15 protein-coding genes are annotated in these 14,355 nt (G+C 66.9%); 5 read left to right on the top strand and 10 right to left on the bottom strand.

Annotated elements, in window-relative coordinates; all coding sequences use genetic code 11:
* Positions 1 to 141 precede the first annotated feature (141 nt).
* From BG90_RS23400 to BG90_RS23390, 3 genes are all read right to left on the bottom strand, one after another.
* Positions 142 to 1,386: a DUF1479 domain-containing protein gene (locus BG90_RS23400; protein WP_010109942.1), complete on the bottom strand. Its 1,245-nt coding sequence runs from the start codon at positions 1,384 to 1,386 to the stop codon at positions 142 to 144.
* Positions 1,387 to 1,692: 306 nt separating this feature from the next.
* A complete protein-coding gene (locus BG90_RS37505; protein WP_167344695.1) occupies positions 1,693 to 2,163 on the bottom strand; it encodes a hypothetical protein in 471 nt (156 codons plus the stop codon).
* Positions 2,164 to 2,229: 66 nt separating this feature from the next.
* On the bottom strand, positions 2,230 to 2,619 hold the full coding sequence (locus BG90_RS23390) for a VOC family protein (RefSeq protein ID WP_025990331.1): 390 nt from the start codon (positions 2,617 to 2,619) through the stop codon (positions 2,230 to 2,232).
* Positions 2,620 to 2,694: 75 nt separating this feature from the next.
* Here BG90_RS23390 and BG90_RS23385 point away from each other — a divergent pair, with 75 nt between their 5' ends.
* Entirely contained in the window at positions 2,695 to 3,657 is a 963-nt protein-coding gene (locus tag BG90_RS23385) for a helix-turn-helix domain-containing protein (protein WP_045568406.1), read from the top strand.
* A gap of 97 nt (positions 3,658 to 3,754) precedes the next feature.
* Here BG90_RS23385 and gltA read toward each other — a convergent pair whose 3' ends face one another.
* From gltA to BG90_RS23350, 7 genes are all read right to left on the bottom strand, one after another.
* Positions 3,755 to 5,056, bottom strand: a complete 1,302-nt coding sequence (gltA, locus tag BG90_RS23380) for a citrate synthase (protein WP_010109954.1) — start codon at positions 5,054 to 5,056, stop codon at positions 3,755 to 3,757.
* Between the two features lie 52 nt (positions 5,057 to 5,108).
* Positions 5,109 to 5,381, bottom strand: a complete 273-nt coding sequence (locus tag BG90_RS23375; RefSeq protein WP_010109955.1) for an FAD assembly factor SdhE — start codon at positions 5,379 to 5,381, stop codon at positions 5,109 to 5,111.
* Between the two features lies 1 nt (position 5,382).
* Positions 5,383 to 6,084 carry a succinate dehydrogenase iron-sulfur subunit gene (locus BG90_RS23370; RefSeq protein WP_006028608.1) on the bottom strand — a complete coding sequence of 234 codons (702 nt, stop codon included), beginning with the start codon at positions 6,082 to 6,084 and terminating at the stop codon, positions 5,383 to 5,385.
* A 21-nt stretch (positions 6,085 to 6,105) separates the two neighbouring features.
* A complete protein-coding gene (gene sdhA / locus BG90_RS23365) occupies positions 6,106 to 7,881 on the bottom strand; it encodes a succinate dehydrogenase flavoprotein subunit (RefSeq protein WP_010109956.1) in 1,776 nt (591 codons plus the stop codon).
* A gap of 4 nt (positions 7,882 to 7,885) precedes the next feature.
* Positions 7,886 to 8,254, bottom strand: coding sequence for a succinate dehydrogenase, hydrophobic membrane anchor protein (gene sdhD, locus BG90_RS23360; protein WP_010109957.1), 369 nt, complete (start codon positions 8,252 to 8,254; stop codon positions 7,886 to 7,888).
* Between the two features lie 4 nt (positions 8,255 to 8,258).
* Complete coding sequence (gene sdhC, locus BG90_RS23355) at positions 8,259 to 8,675, bottom strand: succinate dehydrogenase, cytochrome b556 subunit (RefSeq protein ID WP_010109958.1); 417 nt, start codon at positions 8,673 to 8,675, stop codon at positions 8,259 to 8,261.
* A gap of 199 nt (positions 8,676 to 8,874) precedes the next feature.
* On the bottom strand, positions 8,875 to 9,681 hold the full coding sequence (locus BG90_RS23350; RefSeq protein WP_010109959.1) for a GntR family transcriptional regulator: 807 nt from the start codon (positions 9,679 to 9,681) through the stop codon (positions 8,875 to 8,877).
* 297 nt (positions 9,682 to 9,978) lie between these two features.
* Between BG90_RS23350 and BG90_RS23345 the strand changes: the two genes are divergently transcribed.
* The 4 genes from BG90_RS23345 (at position 9,979) to BG90_RS23330 (ending at position 14,307) form a co-directional block, all read left to right on the top strand.
* Positions 9,979 to 10,962, top strand: coding sequence for a malate dehydrogenase (locus tag BG90_RS23345; protein ID WP_010119965.1), 984 nt, complete (start codon positions 9,979 to 9,981; stop codon positions 10,960 to 10,962).
* 191 nt (positions 10,963 to 11,153) lie between these two features.
* Positions 11,154 to 12,173, top strand: a complete 1,020-nt coding sequence (locus BG90_RS23340) for an HpcH/HpaI aldolase/citrate lyase family protein (protein WP_010119974.1) — start codon at positions 11,154 to 11,156, stop codon at positions 12,171 to 12,173.
* Positions 12,174 to 12,322: 149 nt separating this feature from the next.
* Positions 12,323 to 12,832, top strand: coding sequence for a hypothetical protein (locus BG90_RS23335; protein ID WP_010119975.1), 510 nt, complete (start codon positions 12,323 to 12,325; stop codon positions 12,830 to 12,832).
* A 23-nt stretch (positions 12,833 to 12,855) separates the two neighbouring features.
* The gene (locus BG90_RS23330) at positions 12,856 to 14,307 is read left to right on the top strand and encodes a bifunctional 2-methylcitrate dehydratase/aconitate hydratase (protein WP_010119977.1); all 1,452 of its coding nucleotides are present in this window, start codon (positions 12,856 to 12,858) and stop codon (positions 14,305 to 14,307) included.
* Positions 14,308 to 14,355 lie beyond the last annotated feature (48 nt).

Raw genomic sequence — 14,355 nt, 5'->3', positions numbered from 1 at the left:
GAGCGTGATGCGACCGACGCCCGTTTCAGCGGGTCGCGCGCGCGTCTCCGACGCGATGGCTTCGCTCGGCGCGCGCCATGCGGGCATCTGCGCGCGCCGGGCCAATCCCATCTCGCCCCAGCGCCAACGCCTGCCGGCCGCTCACCACCCGAATCCCATCTGCTCGCGCCCCAGCGCGGTCAGATCGTCCGCCTGCGCACGCCCGACGAAATCCGTCTCGAAGTGATCGGCCGGGAAATCCGGCGGACTCTCGCCGCGCAGGAAGCTCGACAACTGCCGCTTCAGGTAAGCGTCGTTCTTCGCGCAGCCCGGCGCCGACGCGATGTACATCACGTTGCTGTAGCCCGTCCCGCGATGCGCGTCCTCGACCGCATGCACGACGTCGCCGTGCCAGAACACCGCATCGCCCGGCTGCATCTGCGGAATCGGCACGAGCGCGGCGAGCAGCGGCGCGTGCCACGCCGGCAGCACCGACAGCGCACGGCCCGGCCGCGCGCCGCACAGGTCGTCGTCAGGCACGTCGTCCTGCAGCGCGCGCAGCACGACGTAGGCCATCGCGTTCGCGATCGGGATCAGCTGCAGCGTCCCGTCGCCCGGCCCTTGCGGCGTCAGCGCGGTCCAGCCCTGGAACGTGCGGAACATCGAGCAGACGGCGGGCGACGGAATCTCCTCGACGTCCGCCCGGAACGCCGCGTCGAACGGATCGTACGCGCGCCAGTCGCCCCCAAGCACGTGCCGATAGACGCGCCGGAAGTTCGGCCCGAGCCAGCGTTCGACAGAGCCGCCGTCGACGTGCGGCGACAAGCCGAGCGACGACGAGCCCGGCGGCCGACGGCGGATGCGGTCCGCATAGGCCGGCGCGCGCGCCGGATCGAAATGCACGCGCCCTTCGCCCTGCGCGCGCCACAGCCGGTTCAGGAACGCGCGCGCCTGCGTCAGTTCGGGCGACTGGCGCGCGGCGATCTGCGGCTTCGACCAATAAACGCCGTAGATCTGCGGCTTGCCCGACGCGAGCGTGCCGAAATAACGGTCTTCCGCGCGATGGGCAAGCTTGTCGTCGAGCCGGTTCGACTCGACGTACGCGGCGATCTCGTCGTTCCAGTCGCTCGCCTGCCGCACGTCGAACACGCCGCGGATCACGCACGCGCCGCGCGTCCTGAGCGCGGCGAGCGACGCCGAATCGACGCGATCCGCGGCGACGTCGGCGAAGCGCAGCACGGGAATCGTGTCGCGGCCTTGCGCGCGATCGGCCAGGATCGCGTCGGCTTGGCGCGCGATCTCGCCTTCGAGCTCGCGAAACACCTGCGCGCGGTTCGGCAGTGCGGCGCGCAGCACTGCTTTCGTCGTGCGGATCGCCGCCGGCAGGTCGTCGATATGAAACGGCATCGGATGTCTCCTTGATCTGATTCTGGATGGGCTCGGCGTACGCCAACGCGCCCATTCAGCGTAGATCGCCCGATTCGCGAGAAGTGATGCAATTGCGCCAACCATCGATAGAATTACGCCAGCCGTCCCGGACGTGCGCGCCGAAGGTCGAAAGGACTGCCATGCGGCCTGGCGCGGGACGGGCGCGGGAGCACACAACGCACAACGCGCGACGGCACGGCTTGCGGCGTCGCAGCGCATACAAACGAGGGGAAGAGAGAGACGACGCGGCAGCGACAGCGGCCGCGTCCGTCGCGCAGCCACCGATCAGCGCGCCATCACCGGCGGCGCGAACATGTAGTGCCCGCTCGAGAACATCGCGGCGCGATGCGCGCCGCATAGCGACCGGGCCGTCTCGCGCGAGCGCGGCGTGTTCGACATCGCCGCCGCGTTATAGGCGGCCATCGCAACGAGCGCGCGCGCCCAGCCGGGCGATGCGTCGTCCCGCGCACCGGCAGGAACGGGCTGCGCCCATTGCCGGCAGTCGGCCGCCGCCGATCGCGCAGGCATCGGAAGCGCGGCCCGCTGCACGTTGTCCTCGGCGACGCCGGCAATCGCGCCTTCGATCGTCAGCAAACAGGCCAGCGCCGCGATAAGCCGCCTTGCGCACATACGCTCCACCTCGCAAAAGATAGGGAATGCGCGCATTCCAGACGGCTGCGCGCGGCGCCGCTTGCCGCTTCTACCGCATCGCGCCCGTTCTCTCCACCTGCGCGAGCACGCGATCGTCGGCCGCACGACTGCCGCCGAAGGGCTTTGCCACGCGCCGCACGTATTCCCGCCTCGAAGCGGCGACGCGCACGTCTACTCCGGCTCGTGGCAGCATACGCACAGCTTGTTGCCGTCGAGATCGCGAAAATACGCGCCGTAGTAGTTCGGGTGGTAGTGGGGCCGCAAGCCGGGCGCGCCTTCGCTCGTGCCGCCCGCCTGCAGCGCGAGCGCGTACACGCGGTCGACCATCGCGCGATTCGCCGCGAGCAACGCGGTCATCTGGCCGTTGCCGGGCGAGTGCGGCGCGCCGTCGAACGGCAGGCCGATCAGGAACAGCGGACGCGGCGCGTCGGCCGGCATCCAGCCGGTCCAACCGTCGGGATCGCGGAACTTGAGCGCGAGCTGCAACGCTTCCATCAACGGCGCGTAGAACGCATAAGCGCGTTCGACGTCGGTTACGCCCATGCAGACATGTGAAAACATTTGCGTGCCTCCCGTGTCGTCGAAACCCGACGATGATGCCACACGCGCGCGCCGCGTGAACGAACGGAGGACGACATGAAGCCGCGCTACGAACGCGTCGCGATTCCGGAAGGCTGCTCGGTCCGCGTCTATCGGCGCAGGCTCGCGCAGATTCCGTTCGAATGGCACCACCATCCGGAATACGAGCTGACGCTCACGCTGAACAGCCGCGGCAAGCGCTTCGTCGGCGATCACGTCGCCGACTACGCGGGCGACGATCTCGTGCTCGTGCCGCCGAACCTGCCGCATACATGGGCATCGGACGCGCGCCTCGATCCGGACGCGCCGCTCGTCGCGCTCGTCGTCTGGTTCGACGGCGGCTGGGCGCAGCGCGTCGCCGACTGCTGCCCCGAATTCGCAGGCCTGCGCACGCTGCTGCGCCGAGCCGCGCCCGGACTCGCGTTCGGGCCGGACGCCGCGGCCGAGATGCGCGCGCGGCTGCCCGCGCTCGTCGACCGCGCGCCGCGCGTGCGGCTCGCGGCCGCGCTCGACGTCCTCGCGCTCCTCGCCGACGCGCCCGCGGCGCCGCTCGCGACGGCCGCCGCATACCGCACCGCCGACGGCGCCGCGCTCGCGCCCGAAGCCGAGCGCCTCGACCGCGTGCTCGACCTGCTCGACCACCGCTTTCACGAACCGCTGCGCATCGCCGAACTCGCGGCGGTCGCGCACCTGTCCGAACGCTCGCTGCAACGGCGGTTCGCGCAGCACGTCGGCGATAGCATCGGCCGCTATCTGCAGCGGCTGCGGCTCGCGCACGCGGCGCGGCTGCTCGCGTCGACCGACTGGCCGGTGTCGCTCGTCGCGACGCGCTCCGGCTATGCGAATCTCGCGAACTTCAATCGCCAGTTCCTCGCCTCGCGACAGTTGACGCCGCGCGCATATCGGCAATTTCTCGCCGAGCACGGCCGCACGCCCGACGACGCGCCGGCACAAACGGAAGGCATCGACGTGCGCCCGCCGTCGCTCGAGCGCGGTACGGCCGCGAAAACCCGCCGCTGAAAAACAAACACCCCGACGGGCGAACCGTCGGGGTGTTTCATCCTGCGTTGCACGCACCGCGCGCGGCGGACTGCCCGCGCGCGCCGCGCGCCGCCGATCAGCGCTGATCGATCGGCTTCGCCGTACGCGGCGTCTCGCCGATGAACAGCTGACGCGGACGACCGATCTTCTGCTCGGGATCGGCGATCATCTCGTTCCACTGCGCGATCCAGCCGACCGTACGCGCCATCGCGAAGATGCAGGTGAACATCGACGTCGGGATGCCCAGCGCGCGCTGGACGATGCCCGAGTAGAAATCGACGTTCGGGTACAGCTTGCGCGACACGAAGTATTCGTCTTCGAGCGCGATCTTCTCGAGCTGCATCGCGAGCTTGAAGAGCGGGTCGTCGTGCAGGCCCAGCTCGTTCAGCACTTCGTAGCAGGTCTCGCGCATCAGCTTCGCGCGCGGGTCGTAGTTCTTGTACACGCGGTGGCCGAAGCCCATCAGCTTCACGCCCGAGTTCTTGTCCTTCACCTGCTTGATGAACTCGGGGATGTTGTCCGGCGTGCCGATCTGCTCGAGCATGTTCAGCGCGGCTTCGTTCGCGCCGCCGTGCGCCGGGCCCCACAGACACGCGATGCCGGCCGCGATGCACGCGAACGGGTTCGCGCCCGACGAGCCCGCGAGGCGGACCGTCGACGTCGACGCGTTCTGCTCGTGGTCGGCGTGCAGGATCAGGATGCGGTCGAGCGCGCGGACCAGCACGTCGTTGACCTTGTACTCTTCGCACGGGTTCGCGAACATCATGCGCATGAAGTTCGCGCTGTACGACAGGTCGTTGCGCGGATAGACGAACGGCTGGCCGATGCTGTACTTGAACGCCATCGCGACGAGCGTCGGCAGCTTCGCGATCATGCGGATCGCCGACACTTCGCGGTGACGCGGCTCGTTGATGTCGAGCGAGTCGTGGTAGAACGCGGACAGCGCGCCGACCGCGGCGACGAGGATCGCCATCGGGTGCGCGTCGCGGCGGAAGCCGCGGAAGAAGAACTGCATCTGCTCGTGCACCATCGTGTGCTTCGTGACGGTGGCGACGAATTCCTTCTTCTGCGCGGCGTTCGGCAGCTCGCCCTTCAGCAGCAGATAGCAGGTTTCGAGGAAGTCCGCGTTTTCGGCGAGATTGTCGATCGGGAAGCCGCGGTACAGCAGCTCGCCCTTGTCGCCGTCGATGTACGTGATCGCCGAGTTGCAAGACGCCGTCGACATGAAGCCCGGGTCATACGTGAACTTGCCGGTCTGACCGTACAGCTTGCGGATATCGATTACGTCCGGGCCCATCGTACCCTTGTAAATCGGCAGTTCGACGCTCGGCGAGTTGTCGCTGAACGATAGCGTGGCTTTAACATCAGACGGGGTCATGACACATCCTCAATCGAAAAAAGAAACGGACTCGATAACGGGCACAACGCTCTCAAACGCTGCGCAGCATCTCCAGCAGCCTGGACACGTCCGGGCCGGCAAAGTCGCCCTCTGGTTCCTTGCGTGCGAGCAGCAAGTCCATCAGGTCGTTGTCGCTTAGATCCAGCAGGCGCGACAGTGCGCTCACGTCTGCGTCGCTGAGGTCGTGCTCGTGTCTGTCGAAGAAACGCTCGAAAATCAGATCGTTTTCCAACAGACCGCGCCGCGCGCGCCAGCGGAGCCGCGCGCGGCGATGCGGGTCGGATTGATGCGACGATTCGCTCATGTCAGACCGCGCGGCGAACCATCAATTCCTTGATCTTGCCGATCGCCTTCGTCGGGTTCAGGCCCTTCGGGCACACGTCGACGCAGTTCATGATCGTATGGCAACGGAACAGACGGTACGGATCGTCGAGGTTGTCGAGGCGCTCGCCCGTCGCACGGTCGCGGCTGTCCGCGATGAAGCGATACGCCTGCAGCAGGCCCGCCGGGCCGACGAACTTGTCCGGATTCCACCAGAAGCTCGGGCACGACGTCGAGCAGCTCGCGCACAGAATGCACTCGTACAGGCCGTCGAGCTCGTCGCGCTCTTCCGGCGACTGCAGGCGCTCCTTCTCGGGCGGCGGCTCGTCGTTGATCAGGTACGGACGGATCGAGTGGTACTGATTGAAGAACTGCGTGAAGTCGCAGATCAGGTCGCGCACGACGGGCAGGCCCGGCAGCGGACGCAGCACGATCTTCTGCGGCAGGTCGTTCAGGTTCGTCAGGCACGCGAGGCCGTTCTTGCCGTTGATGTTCATCGCGTCCGAACCGCACACGCCTTCGCGGCACGAGCGGCGGAACGACAGCGTCTCGTCGACCGACTTCAGCTTGACGAGCGCGTCGAGCAGCATCCGCTCGTGCTGGAGCTCCAGCTCGTACGTCTGCATGCGCGGCGCCGCGTCCTTGTCCGGATCGTAGCGATAGATTTCGAAAATGCGTTTGGCCATTTCAGATTCCTTTGCGCTGGCTTAGAACGTACGCGCCTTCGGCGGCACGGACTCGACCGTCAGCGGCTTCATATGGACGGGCTTGTAGTCGAGGCGATCGCCTTCGCTGAACCACAGCGTGTGGCGCAGCCAGTTGTCGTCGTCGCGGTGCTCGTAGTCGCTGTGCGCATGCGCGCCGCGGCTTTCCTTGCGCGCTTCCGCCGACACCATCGTCGCGCGCGCGACCTCGATCAGGTTCGCCAGCTCGAGCGCTTCGACGCGCGCGGTGTTGAACACCTTCGACTTGTCCTTCAGGTGCACGTGCGTGACGCGCTCCTTCAGGCCCGCCATCTGCTGAACGCCTTCTTCCAGCAGCTTCGACGTGCGGAACACGCCCGCATGCTTTTGCATCGTCGCGCGGATGTCGTTCGCGATGTCCTGCGTGTACTCGCCGGACGTCGACTTCTCGAGCTTCGCGAGTCGCTCGAGCGAGAACTCGGCGGCGTCCGCCGGCAGCGGCTTGTGCTCCTTCTGGTTCTTCACGTGCTCGACGATGTGGTTGCCGGCCGCGCGGCCGAACACCACCAGATCGAGCAGCGAGTTCGTGCCGAGGCGGTTCGCGCCGTGCACGGACACGCACGAGCATTCGCCCACTGCATAGAAGCCGTTGATCGGCTCTTCGTGGCCGCGCGGCGTGCCGACGACCTGGCCGTGGATGTTGGTCGGGATGCCGCCCATCTGGTAATGGATCGTCGGCACGACCGGGATCGGTTCCTTGATGCAGTCGACGTTCGCGAACTTCAGCGCGATCTCGCGAATCGACGGCAGACGCTTCATGATCGTCTCGGCGCCGATGTGCGACAGGTCGAGCAGCACGTGGTCCTTGTTCGGGCCGACGCCGCGGCCTTCCTTGATTTCCTGGTCCATCGAGCGCGACACGAAATCGCGCGGCGCCAGATCCTTCAGCGTCGGCGCGTAGCGCTCCATGAAGCGCTCGCCGTTCGAGTTGCGCAGGATGCCGCCCTCGCCGCGCACGCCTTCGGTGATCAGCACGCCCGCGCCGGCGACGCCCGTCGGGTGGAACTGCCAGAACTCCATGTCCTGCAGCGCGACGCCCGAGCGGGCCGCCATGCCGAGGCCGTCGCCCGTGTTGATGAACGCGTTCGTCGACGCCGCGAAGATCCGGCCCGCGCCGCCCGTCGCGAACAGCGTGGTCTTGCCTTCGAGGATGTAGACGTCGCCCGTCTCCATTTCGAGGGCCGTGACGCCGAGCACGTCGCCGTCCGCGTCGCGGATCAGGTCGAGCGCCATCCATTCGACGAAGAACTGCGTCTTCGCCGCGACGTTCTGCTGGTACAGCGTGTGCAGCAGTGCGTGACCGGTGCGGTCCGCGGCCGCGCACGCGCGCTGGACCGGCTTCTCGCCGTAGTTCGCGGTGTGGCCGCCGAACGGGCGCTGGTAGATCGTGCCGTCCGCGTTGCGGTCGAACGGCATGCCGAAGTGCTCGAGCTCGTACACGGCGTTCGGCGCTTCACGGCACATGAACTCGATCGCGTCCTGGTCGCCGAGCCAGTCGGAGCCCTTGATCGTGTCGTAGAAGTGATAGTGCCAGTTGTCTTCGCTCATGTTGCCGAGCGACGCGCCGATCCCGCCTTGCGCGGCGACCGTGTGCGAACGGGTCGGGAACACTTTCGACAGCACGCAGACGGAGAGACCCGCACGCGACAGTTGCAGGGACGCGCGCATCCCCGAGCCGCCCGCGCCGACGATCACCACGTCGAACTTGCGACGCGGCAGGGAAGTTTTGATTGCAGCCATTCTTTTAAACTCTCCAGAGAATCTGCGCGGCGTAGCCCGCGCACGCGAGCAGCCAGACGATCGTCAGCGATTGCAGCAGCAGGCGCACGCCGACGGGCTTCACGTAGTCCATCCAGATGTCGCGCACGCCGACCCATGCGTGATAGAAGAGCGAAAGCAGCGTGACGAAGGTCGCGAGCTTCATCCATTGCGTCGCGAAGATCGACGCCCAGCCCTCGTACGAGAAATCGCGCGCCGTGAAGAACCAGACGAGCAGGATGACGGTGTAGATCGCCATCACGGTGGCGGTGACGCGCTGCGCGAGCCAATCGCGCAGACCATAGTGAGCGCCGACGACGAGGCGCTTCGAGCCGATACGGTTATTCGTGGCCATTTTCTTAGAATGCTCCGAACAGTTTGAGCGCGACGGCGATCGTGAGGACGGTCGACACGACGAACACGACGACCGACGTCTTCTGGCCGCGCTCCTTCGACACCGCGTCGTGGTTCATGTCCATCATCAGATGGCGGACCCCGGCGCAGAAATGGAACAGGAACGCCCACGACAGCGCGAGGACGATCAGCTTGACGACGATGTTGGAGAGGAACGCCTTGAAGACTTCGAAGCTGAGTTCGGACGTCAGGCTTTGGTCGAAGAGGAAAAGCAGGAAAGGAAGGAACAGGAACAGCAGCGCACCGCTGACCCGGTGCAGAATCGAAACCCGGGCCGCGAGCGGCATACGGTATTTGAGCGTGATGTCGCCGAACCCGATGTTCCGGTACTCCGGCCTCGGTTTTCTTACTGTTTCAGTCATGCTAGACCCCTACTATGTTGTCACACTAATCCGTGATTTTAGCGCCTTTTTATTTCGCGCTGCAGCGAAAGCTCTGCTCTGGAGCGTTGCATTCCACGGAATAAACGCGGCGCGAAACGTGCCATGCGCGTGGGGCGCGCAATTACCTGTCGTTTCGCCTTACCTTGATTCAGGCTGCGCCTTACCTTGAATCCGACATTCAGCTCAAATCGTTCTGATAGTAGTACCCGGTTGTGACATACCATCCGCGCCGCACTTCGACGGGACGATCGCCATACGTGTACGACACGCGCTCGACCGACAGCAGCGGAAAGCCCGGCGGCACGCCGAGCAGGTCCGCGACGGAAGGCTCGGCCGCGATCGCGCGAATCTTCTCGCTCGCGCGGATCATCCGCGTGCCGAACTCGCTCTCGAACATCGCGTACAGCGGCCCCTTGTATTCGCTCAGACGCTCGAACGTGAGCCCGCGGAACATCGCGCCCGGCAGCCAGATCTCGTCGAGCACCGTGACGACGCTGTCGAACTCGAGCAGGCGCCGCACCTGGACGACGGGATCGGCGGGCTTCAGATCGAGCTGGCGCGCGATCTCGGCCGGCGCGCGCATCCGCCGGCACTCGAGCAGGCGGCTCACGTGCGGATGCTCGACGCCGTCGTCGGCGAGGAGCCGCAGGAAACGGAATTGCGCGCGCTCCTCGCTATGGGTCGCGACGAACGTGCCCTTGCCCTGGCGGCGCACGAGCAGGTTGTCGGCCGCAAGCTCGTCGATCGCCTTGCGCACCGTGCCCTGGCTCACCTTGTATCGGCTGGCGAGCTCCACTTCGCTCGGGATGATCTCGCCCGGCTTCCAGTCGCCCGCCTCGAGGCTTTGCGTGATCAGCGCCTTGATCTGCTGGTAAAGTGGGCTGAAAGTCGGCGAAGGCGAAGGCGCGGCCGCGGCCTCGCCGCCGGGCTGCGTGGAGCCGGCCGCGCCGTTCGGATTGGGTGCGCTCGCCTGATTGGAAGTCATGGCGCGCATTTCAACATAAACCCCGCTTTTCCGTCCAGATTTTTCCCTCGAAAACATCTGTCTTATATAAGACATAAGATACTGTTTGACTTTACCCGTCCCGACTCCTAAACTCCGGGGCGAGCAAGGGTTCGCGGGGTTGCAGCGCGCGTCCCGGGCTACGTGCCTAGCCTATCTTCAGGCGCGCCGCGCATGCGCCGCGAGTCCTCCGCCCTGCTTTAAAGCAACGCTTCGTGTAACGCGCATAAAATGGCGTTTTCCCTAGCGTCCCACGCTCAATGTCCTGGAGATTTCTCAATGGCTAAGCCCGCAAAGCGCGTTGCCGTCACCGGCGCCGCAGGTCAAATCGCTTACTCGCTGCTGTTCCGCATCGCGAACGGCGACCTGCTCGGCAAGGACCAGCCGGTCATCCTGCAACTGCTCGACCTCCCGCAAGCGCAAGGCGCCGTCAAAGGCGTCGTGATGGAACTGGACGACTGCGCGTTCCCGCTGCTCGCGGGCGTCGTGATCACCGACGACCCGAAGGTCGCGTTCAAGGATGCCGACGTCGCGCTGCTGGTCGGCGCCCGCCCGCGCTCGAAGGGCATGGAGCGCAAGGATCTGCTGTCGGCCAACGCGGAAATCTTCACGGTCCAGGGCGCCGCGCTGAACGAAGTCGCGAGCCGCGACGTGAAGGTGCTGGTCGTCGGCAACCCGGCCAACACGAACGCGTACATCGCGATGAAGTCGGCGCCGGACCTGCCGAAGAAGAACTTCACCGCGATGCTGCGCCTCGATCACAACCGGGCGCTGTCGCAGCTCGCGGCCAAGTCGGGCAAGCCGGTCGCGTCGATCGAGAAGCTCGCCGTGTGGGGCAACCACTCGCCGACGATGTACCCCGACTTCCGCTTCGCGACCGCCGAAGGCAAATCGCTGCTGAAGCTGATCAACGACGACGTGTGGAACCGCGACACGTTCATCCCGACCGTCGGCAAGCGCGGCGCGGCGATCATCGAAGCGCGCGGCCTGTCGTCGGCGGCGTCGGCGGCGAACGCGGCGATCGACCACGTCCGCGACTGGGTGCTCGGCACGAACGGCAAGTGGGTCACGATGGGCATCCCGTCGGACGGCTCGTACGGCATCCCCGAGGACATCATCTACGGCGTGCCGGTGATCTGCGAAAACGGCGAGTACAAGCGCGTCGAAGGCCTCGAAATCGACGCGTTCTCGCGTGAGAAGATGGACGGCACGCTGGCCGAGCTGCTCGAAGAGCGCGACGGCGTCGCCCACCTGCTGAAGTAATGCCCTTCGCCCGGGCCCGCCGCGCGGCGGCGGACCGGGCGGCCGGCGGGGCCGGGCACGGCGCCCGGCCCCGCCGGCAATCCGATTCGCACGGGCTTTGTGCCCGGCGCCACGCATCGGCGCCGCCCCAGAGCCCGTACGAATCCGATGTTCCACGTTGGCCCAGATCCTGACCTGACGCAGAAGAACAGATGTCCGCGCTCACACCCGCAGAAGTGCTGTACGAAGGCGTTGCGCCGCCCGCGATCCCGCCGTGCTGCGATCATTACGCGGGCAGCGAGAAGCTGATGCTGAAATCGCTCGCGCTGCAGACCGAGCTCGGCCCCGTCTTCGACATCACGCTCGACTGCGAGGACGGCGCCGCCGTCGGCCGCGAGGCCGAGCACGCGGCGCTCGTCGCGGCGCTCGTCGGCGGCGACGCGAACCGCTTCGGGCGCGTCGGCGCCCGGATCCACGACATTTCCCACCCTCACTGGCGCGACGACGTGCGCATCGTCCTGCGCGCGGCGCGCCCGCCCGCCTATCTGACGCTGCCGAAGGTCGGCGGCGCGGCCGACGCGGCCGAAATGTGCGCGTTCATCGAGGCTTCCCGCCGCGAGCTCGGCATCGCGCGGCCGATCCCCGTCGACGTGCTGATCGAGACGCACGGCGCGCTCGCCGACGCTGCGCAAATCGCCGCGCTGCCGACCGTCGCGACGCTGAGCTTCGGCCTGATGGACTTCGTGTCCGCGCATCACGGCGCGATTCCGGACGACGCGATGCGCGCGCCCGGCCAGTTCGACCACCCGCTCGTGCGCCGCGCGAAGCTCGAGATCGCCGCCGCGTGCCATGCGCACGGCAAGACCCCGTCGCACAACGTGACGACCGAGGTGCGCGACATGCGCGTCGTCGCGGGCGACGCGCGCCGCGCCCGCGAGGAATTCGGCTACACGCGGATGTGGAGCATCCATCCGGCGCAGATCCGCGAGATCGTCGCGGCGTTCGCGCCGCGCGCGGGCGAAATCGCGCGCGCGACCGGGATCCTGCTTGCCGCGCAGGCGGCCGACTGGGGCCCGACGCGCCACGACGACGCGCTGCACGACCGGGCGAGCTACCGCTACTACTGGTCGGTGCTGCGCCGCGCGCGGGCGACCGGCCAGCCGCTGCCGGCGGAATCGGCGCCGCTCTTTCGAGACGCGGACGAACGGGCGGCGGAGCGACGCGAAGCATGAACGGTGCACGGGGCGCAAAAACTGAATTCGACCGGCCAAATAGGTGAAAATAGCGGCCGCTGCGCGCTTCCGGGGCGCGTGCAGTTCAACCCGGTGGACGAGCTGTGCGTCCGCCCTTGTTAACCGATTAAATGTAAGGTTCTGACTCCATGAAGAAACTGCTGATCGCCACCGTCATTGGCGCTCTGTCCGCCACGATGCTGGCCGCGGCGCCGAGCGCGTTCGCTCAGGACTCGTCCGCCACCGCGAAGAAGGCCACGCCGAAGCGCCCCGCGCCGAAGCGCCATCTGATCCCGCGCAGCAAGAAGGCGCAGGCGCGCGCGGCCGCGAAAACCGATCCGGTGCCGGAAGGCGCGGTCAAGTGGTCCTGTAAGGACGGCCTGTCGTACGATCTCGCGGGCGACATGAAGCGCGACCAGATCGTCACGGTCCACTGGGCCAACAAGAACTACAAGCTGCCCCGTCAGCAGACGACGACGGGCGCGGACGTGTTCTACGACCCGGCAAGCGGCATGAAGCTCGTCGTGATCCCGACGAAGGCGATGCTCTTCAGCGACAAGGACGACAGCCGCCTCGCCGACGAGTGCCAGACGCCCGAAATGGCGGCCGGCAACGCGGTCGCGCCGACCCAGTCGAACGAGCTGAAGCCGGCGAACTGAGGTCGATCCCGACAGGAGCTTCGATGTCCGCCCCGATCCCGAACGTCCGGCCCGCGCCGGATTCAGTGCTGGTCGATATCGCCGACTACGTGCTGAACCATCGCATCGACAGTGCGCTCGCGCTCGAAACCGCGCGCCACTGCCTGATCGATACGCTCGGGTGCGGACTCGAAGCGCTGTCGTATCCCGCCTGCACCAAGCTGCTGGGGCCGATCGTGCCGGGCACGATCGTGCCGCACGGCGCGAAGGTGCCCGGCACGCCATTCCAGCTCGATCCGGTGCAGGCCGCGTTCAACATCGGCGCGGCGATCCGCTGGCTCGACTTCAACGACACCTGGCTCGCGGCCGAATGGGGCCATCCGTCCGACAACCTGGGCGGCATCCTCGCGACGGCCGACTGGCTGTCGCGCACCGCGATCGCGGCCGGCAAGCGGCCGCTCGCGATGAAGGACGTGCTCGTCGCGATGATCCACGCGCACGAGATCCAGGGCTGCCTCGCGCTCGAGAATTCGTTCAATCAGGTCGGCCTCGACCACGTGCTGCTCGTGAAGGTCGCGTCGACCGCGGCCGTCGGCCGCCTGCTCGGCCTGTCGCGCGACGAGCTGATCAACGCGCTGTCGCTCGCGTTCGTCGACGGCCAGGCGCTGCGCACCTACCGCCACGCGCCGAACACCGGTTCGCGCAAGTCGTGGGCGGCGGGCGACGCGACGTCGCGCGCCGTGCGCCTCGCGCTGATCGCGAAGACGGGCGAGATGGGCTATCCGTCCGCGCTGACCGCGAAGACCTGGGGCTTCTACGACGTGTCGTTCGGCGGCAGGCCGTTCCGCTTCCAGCGCCCGTACGGCACGTACGTGATGGAAAACGTGCTGTTCAAGATCTCGTATCCGGCCGAATTCCATGCGCAGACGGCCGTCGAGGCCGCGATGACGCTGCACGCGCAGCTCGCGGCCGCCGGCCGCACGGCGGACGAGATCCGCCGCGTCGCGGTGCGCACGCACGCGGCGGCGATCCGCATCATCGACAAGCAGGGCCCGCTCGCGAACCCGGCGGACCGCGATCACTGCATCCAGTACATGATCGCCGTGCCGCTCCTGTTCGGCCGCCTCACGGCCGCCGACTACGAGGACGCGATCGCGGCCGACCCGAGGATCGACGCGTTGCGCGCGAAGATCGCGTGCGTCGAAGACCCGCAATTCACGCAGGATTACCACGATCCGGCGAAGCGCTCGATCGCGAATGCGCTGACGATCGAGTTCGACGACGGATCGACGCTCGCCGAAGTGGCGGTCGAGTATCCGATCGGCCATATGCGGCGGCGCGCCGACGGGATTCCGCTCCTCATCGACAAGTTCAGGACGAATCTCGCTCGCCGTTTCCCGGCGAAGCAGCAACAAGCGATTCTCGACGTGTCGCTGGACCAGGCAAAGCTCGAAGCGATGCCGGTCGATGAGTACGTCGATCTGTATGTGATATAGCCGTCAGATACAGGACTTCTTCTTTCCTAGCCTCAAACCCAGGAAATC

Origin of the sequence: Burkholderia oklahomensis C6786, from assembly GCF_000959365.1 — a bacterium.
Taxonomy (GTDB): domain Bacteria; phylum Pseudomonadota; class Gammaproteobacteria; order Burkholderiales; family Burkholderiaceae; genus Burkholderia; species Burkholderia oklahomensis.
Note: the sequence above shows the minus strand (reverse complement) of the source record. Positions and strands in the feature narration are given on the sequence as shown.

Excerpts from the sequence above, each read along its gene's own strand:
- BG90_RS23400 (WP_010109942.1), bottom strand. The coding sequence starts at position 1,386 with ATGCCGTTTCATATCGACGACCTGCCGGCGGCGATCCGCACGACGAAA.
- BG90_RS23390 (WP_025990331.1), bottom strand. The coding sequence starts at position 2,619 with ATGTTTTCACATGTCTGCATGGGCGTAACCGACGTCGAACGCGCTTAT.
- BG90_RS23385 (WP_045568406.1), top strand. The coding sequence starts at position 2,695 with ATGAAGCCGCGCTACGAACGCGTCGCGATTCCGGAAGGCTGCTCGGTC.
- gltA (WP_010109954.1), bottom strand. The coding sequence starts at position 5,056 with ATGACCCCGTCTGATGTTAAAGCCACGCTATCGTTCAGCGACAACTCG.
- BG90_RS23375 (WP_010109955.1), bottom strand. The coding sequence starts at position 5,381 with ATGAGCGAATCGTCGCATCAATCCGACCCGCATCGCCGCGCGCGGCTC.
- BG90_RS23370 (WP_006028608.1), bottom strand. The coding sequence starts at position 6,084 with ATGGCCAAACGCATTTTCGAAATCTATCGCTACGATCCGGACAAGGAC.
- sdhA (WP_010109956.1), bottom strand. The coding sequence starts at position 7,881 with ATGGCTGCAATCAAAACTTCCCTGCCGCGTCGCAAGTTCGACGTGGTG.
- sdhD (WP_010109957.1), bottom strand. The coding sequence starts at position 8,254 with ATGGCCACGAATAACCGTATCGGCTCGAAGCGCCTCGTCGTCGGCGCT.
- sdhC (WP_010109958.1), bottom strand. The coding sequence starts at position 8,675 with ATGACTGAAACAGTAAGAAAACCGAGGCCGGAGTACCGGAACATCGGG.
- BG90_RS23350 (WP_010109959.1), bottom strand. The coding sequence starts at position 9,681 with ATGACTTCCAATCAGGCGAGCGCACCCAATCCGAACGGCGCGGCCGGC.
- BG90_RS23345 (WP_010119965.1), top strand. The coding sequence starts at position 9,979 with ATGGCTAAGCCCGCAAAGCGCGTTGCCGTCACCGGCGCCGCAGGTCAA.
- BG90_RS23340 (WP_010119974.1), top strand. The coding sequence starts at position 11,154 with ATGTCCGCGCTCACACCCGCAGAAGTGCTGTACGAAGGCGTTGCGCCG.
- BG90_RS23335 (WP_010119975.1), top strand. The coding sequence starts at position 12,323 with ATGAAGAAACTGCTGATCGCCACCGTCATTGGCGCTCTGTCCGCCACG.
- BG90_RS23330 (WP_010119977.1), top strand. The coding sequence starts at position 12,856 with ATGTCCGCCCCGATCCCGAACGTCCGGCCCGCGCCGGATTCAGTGCTG.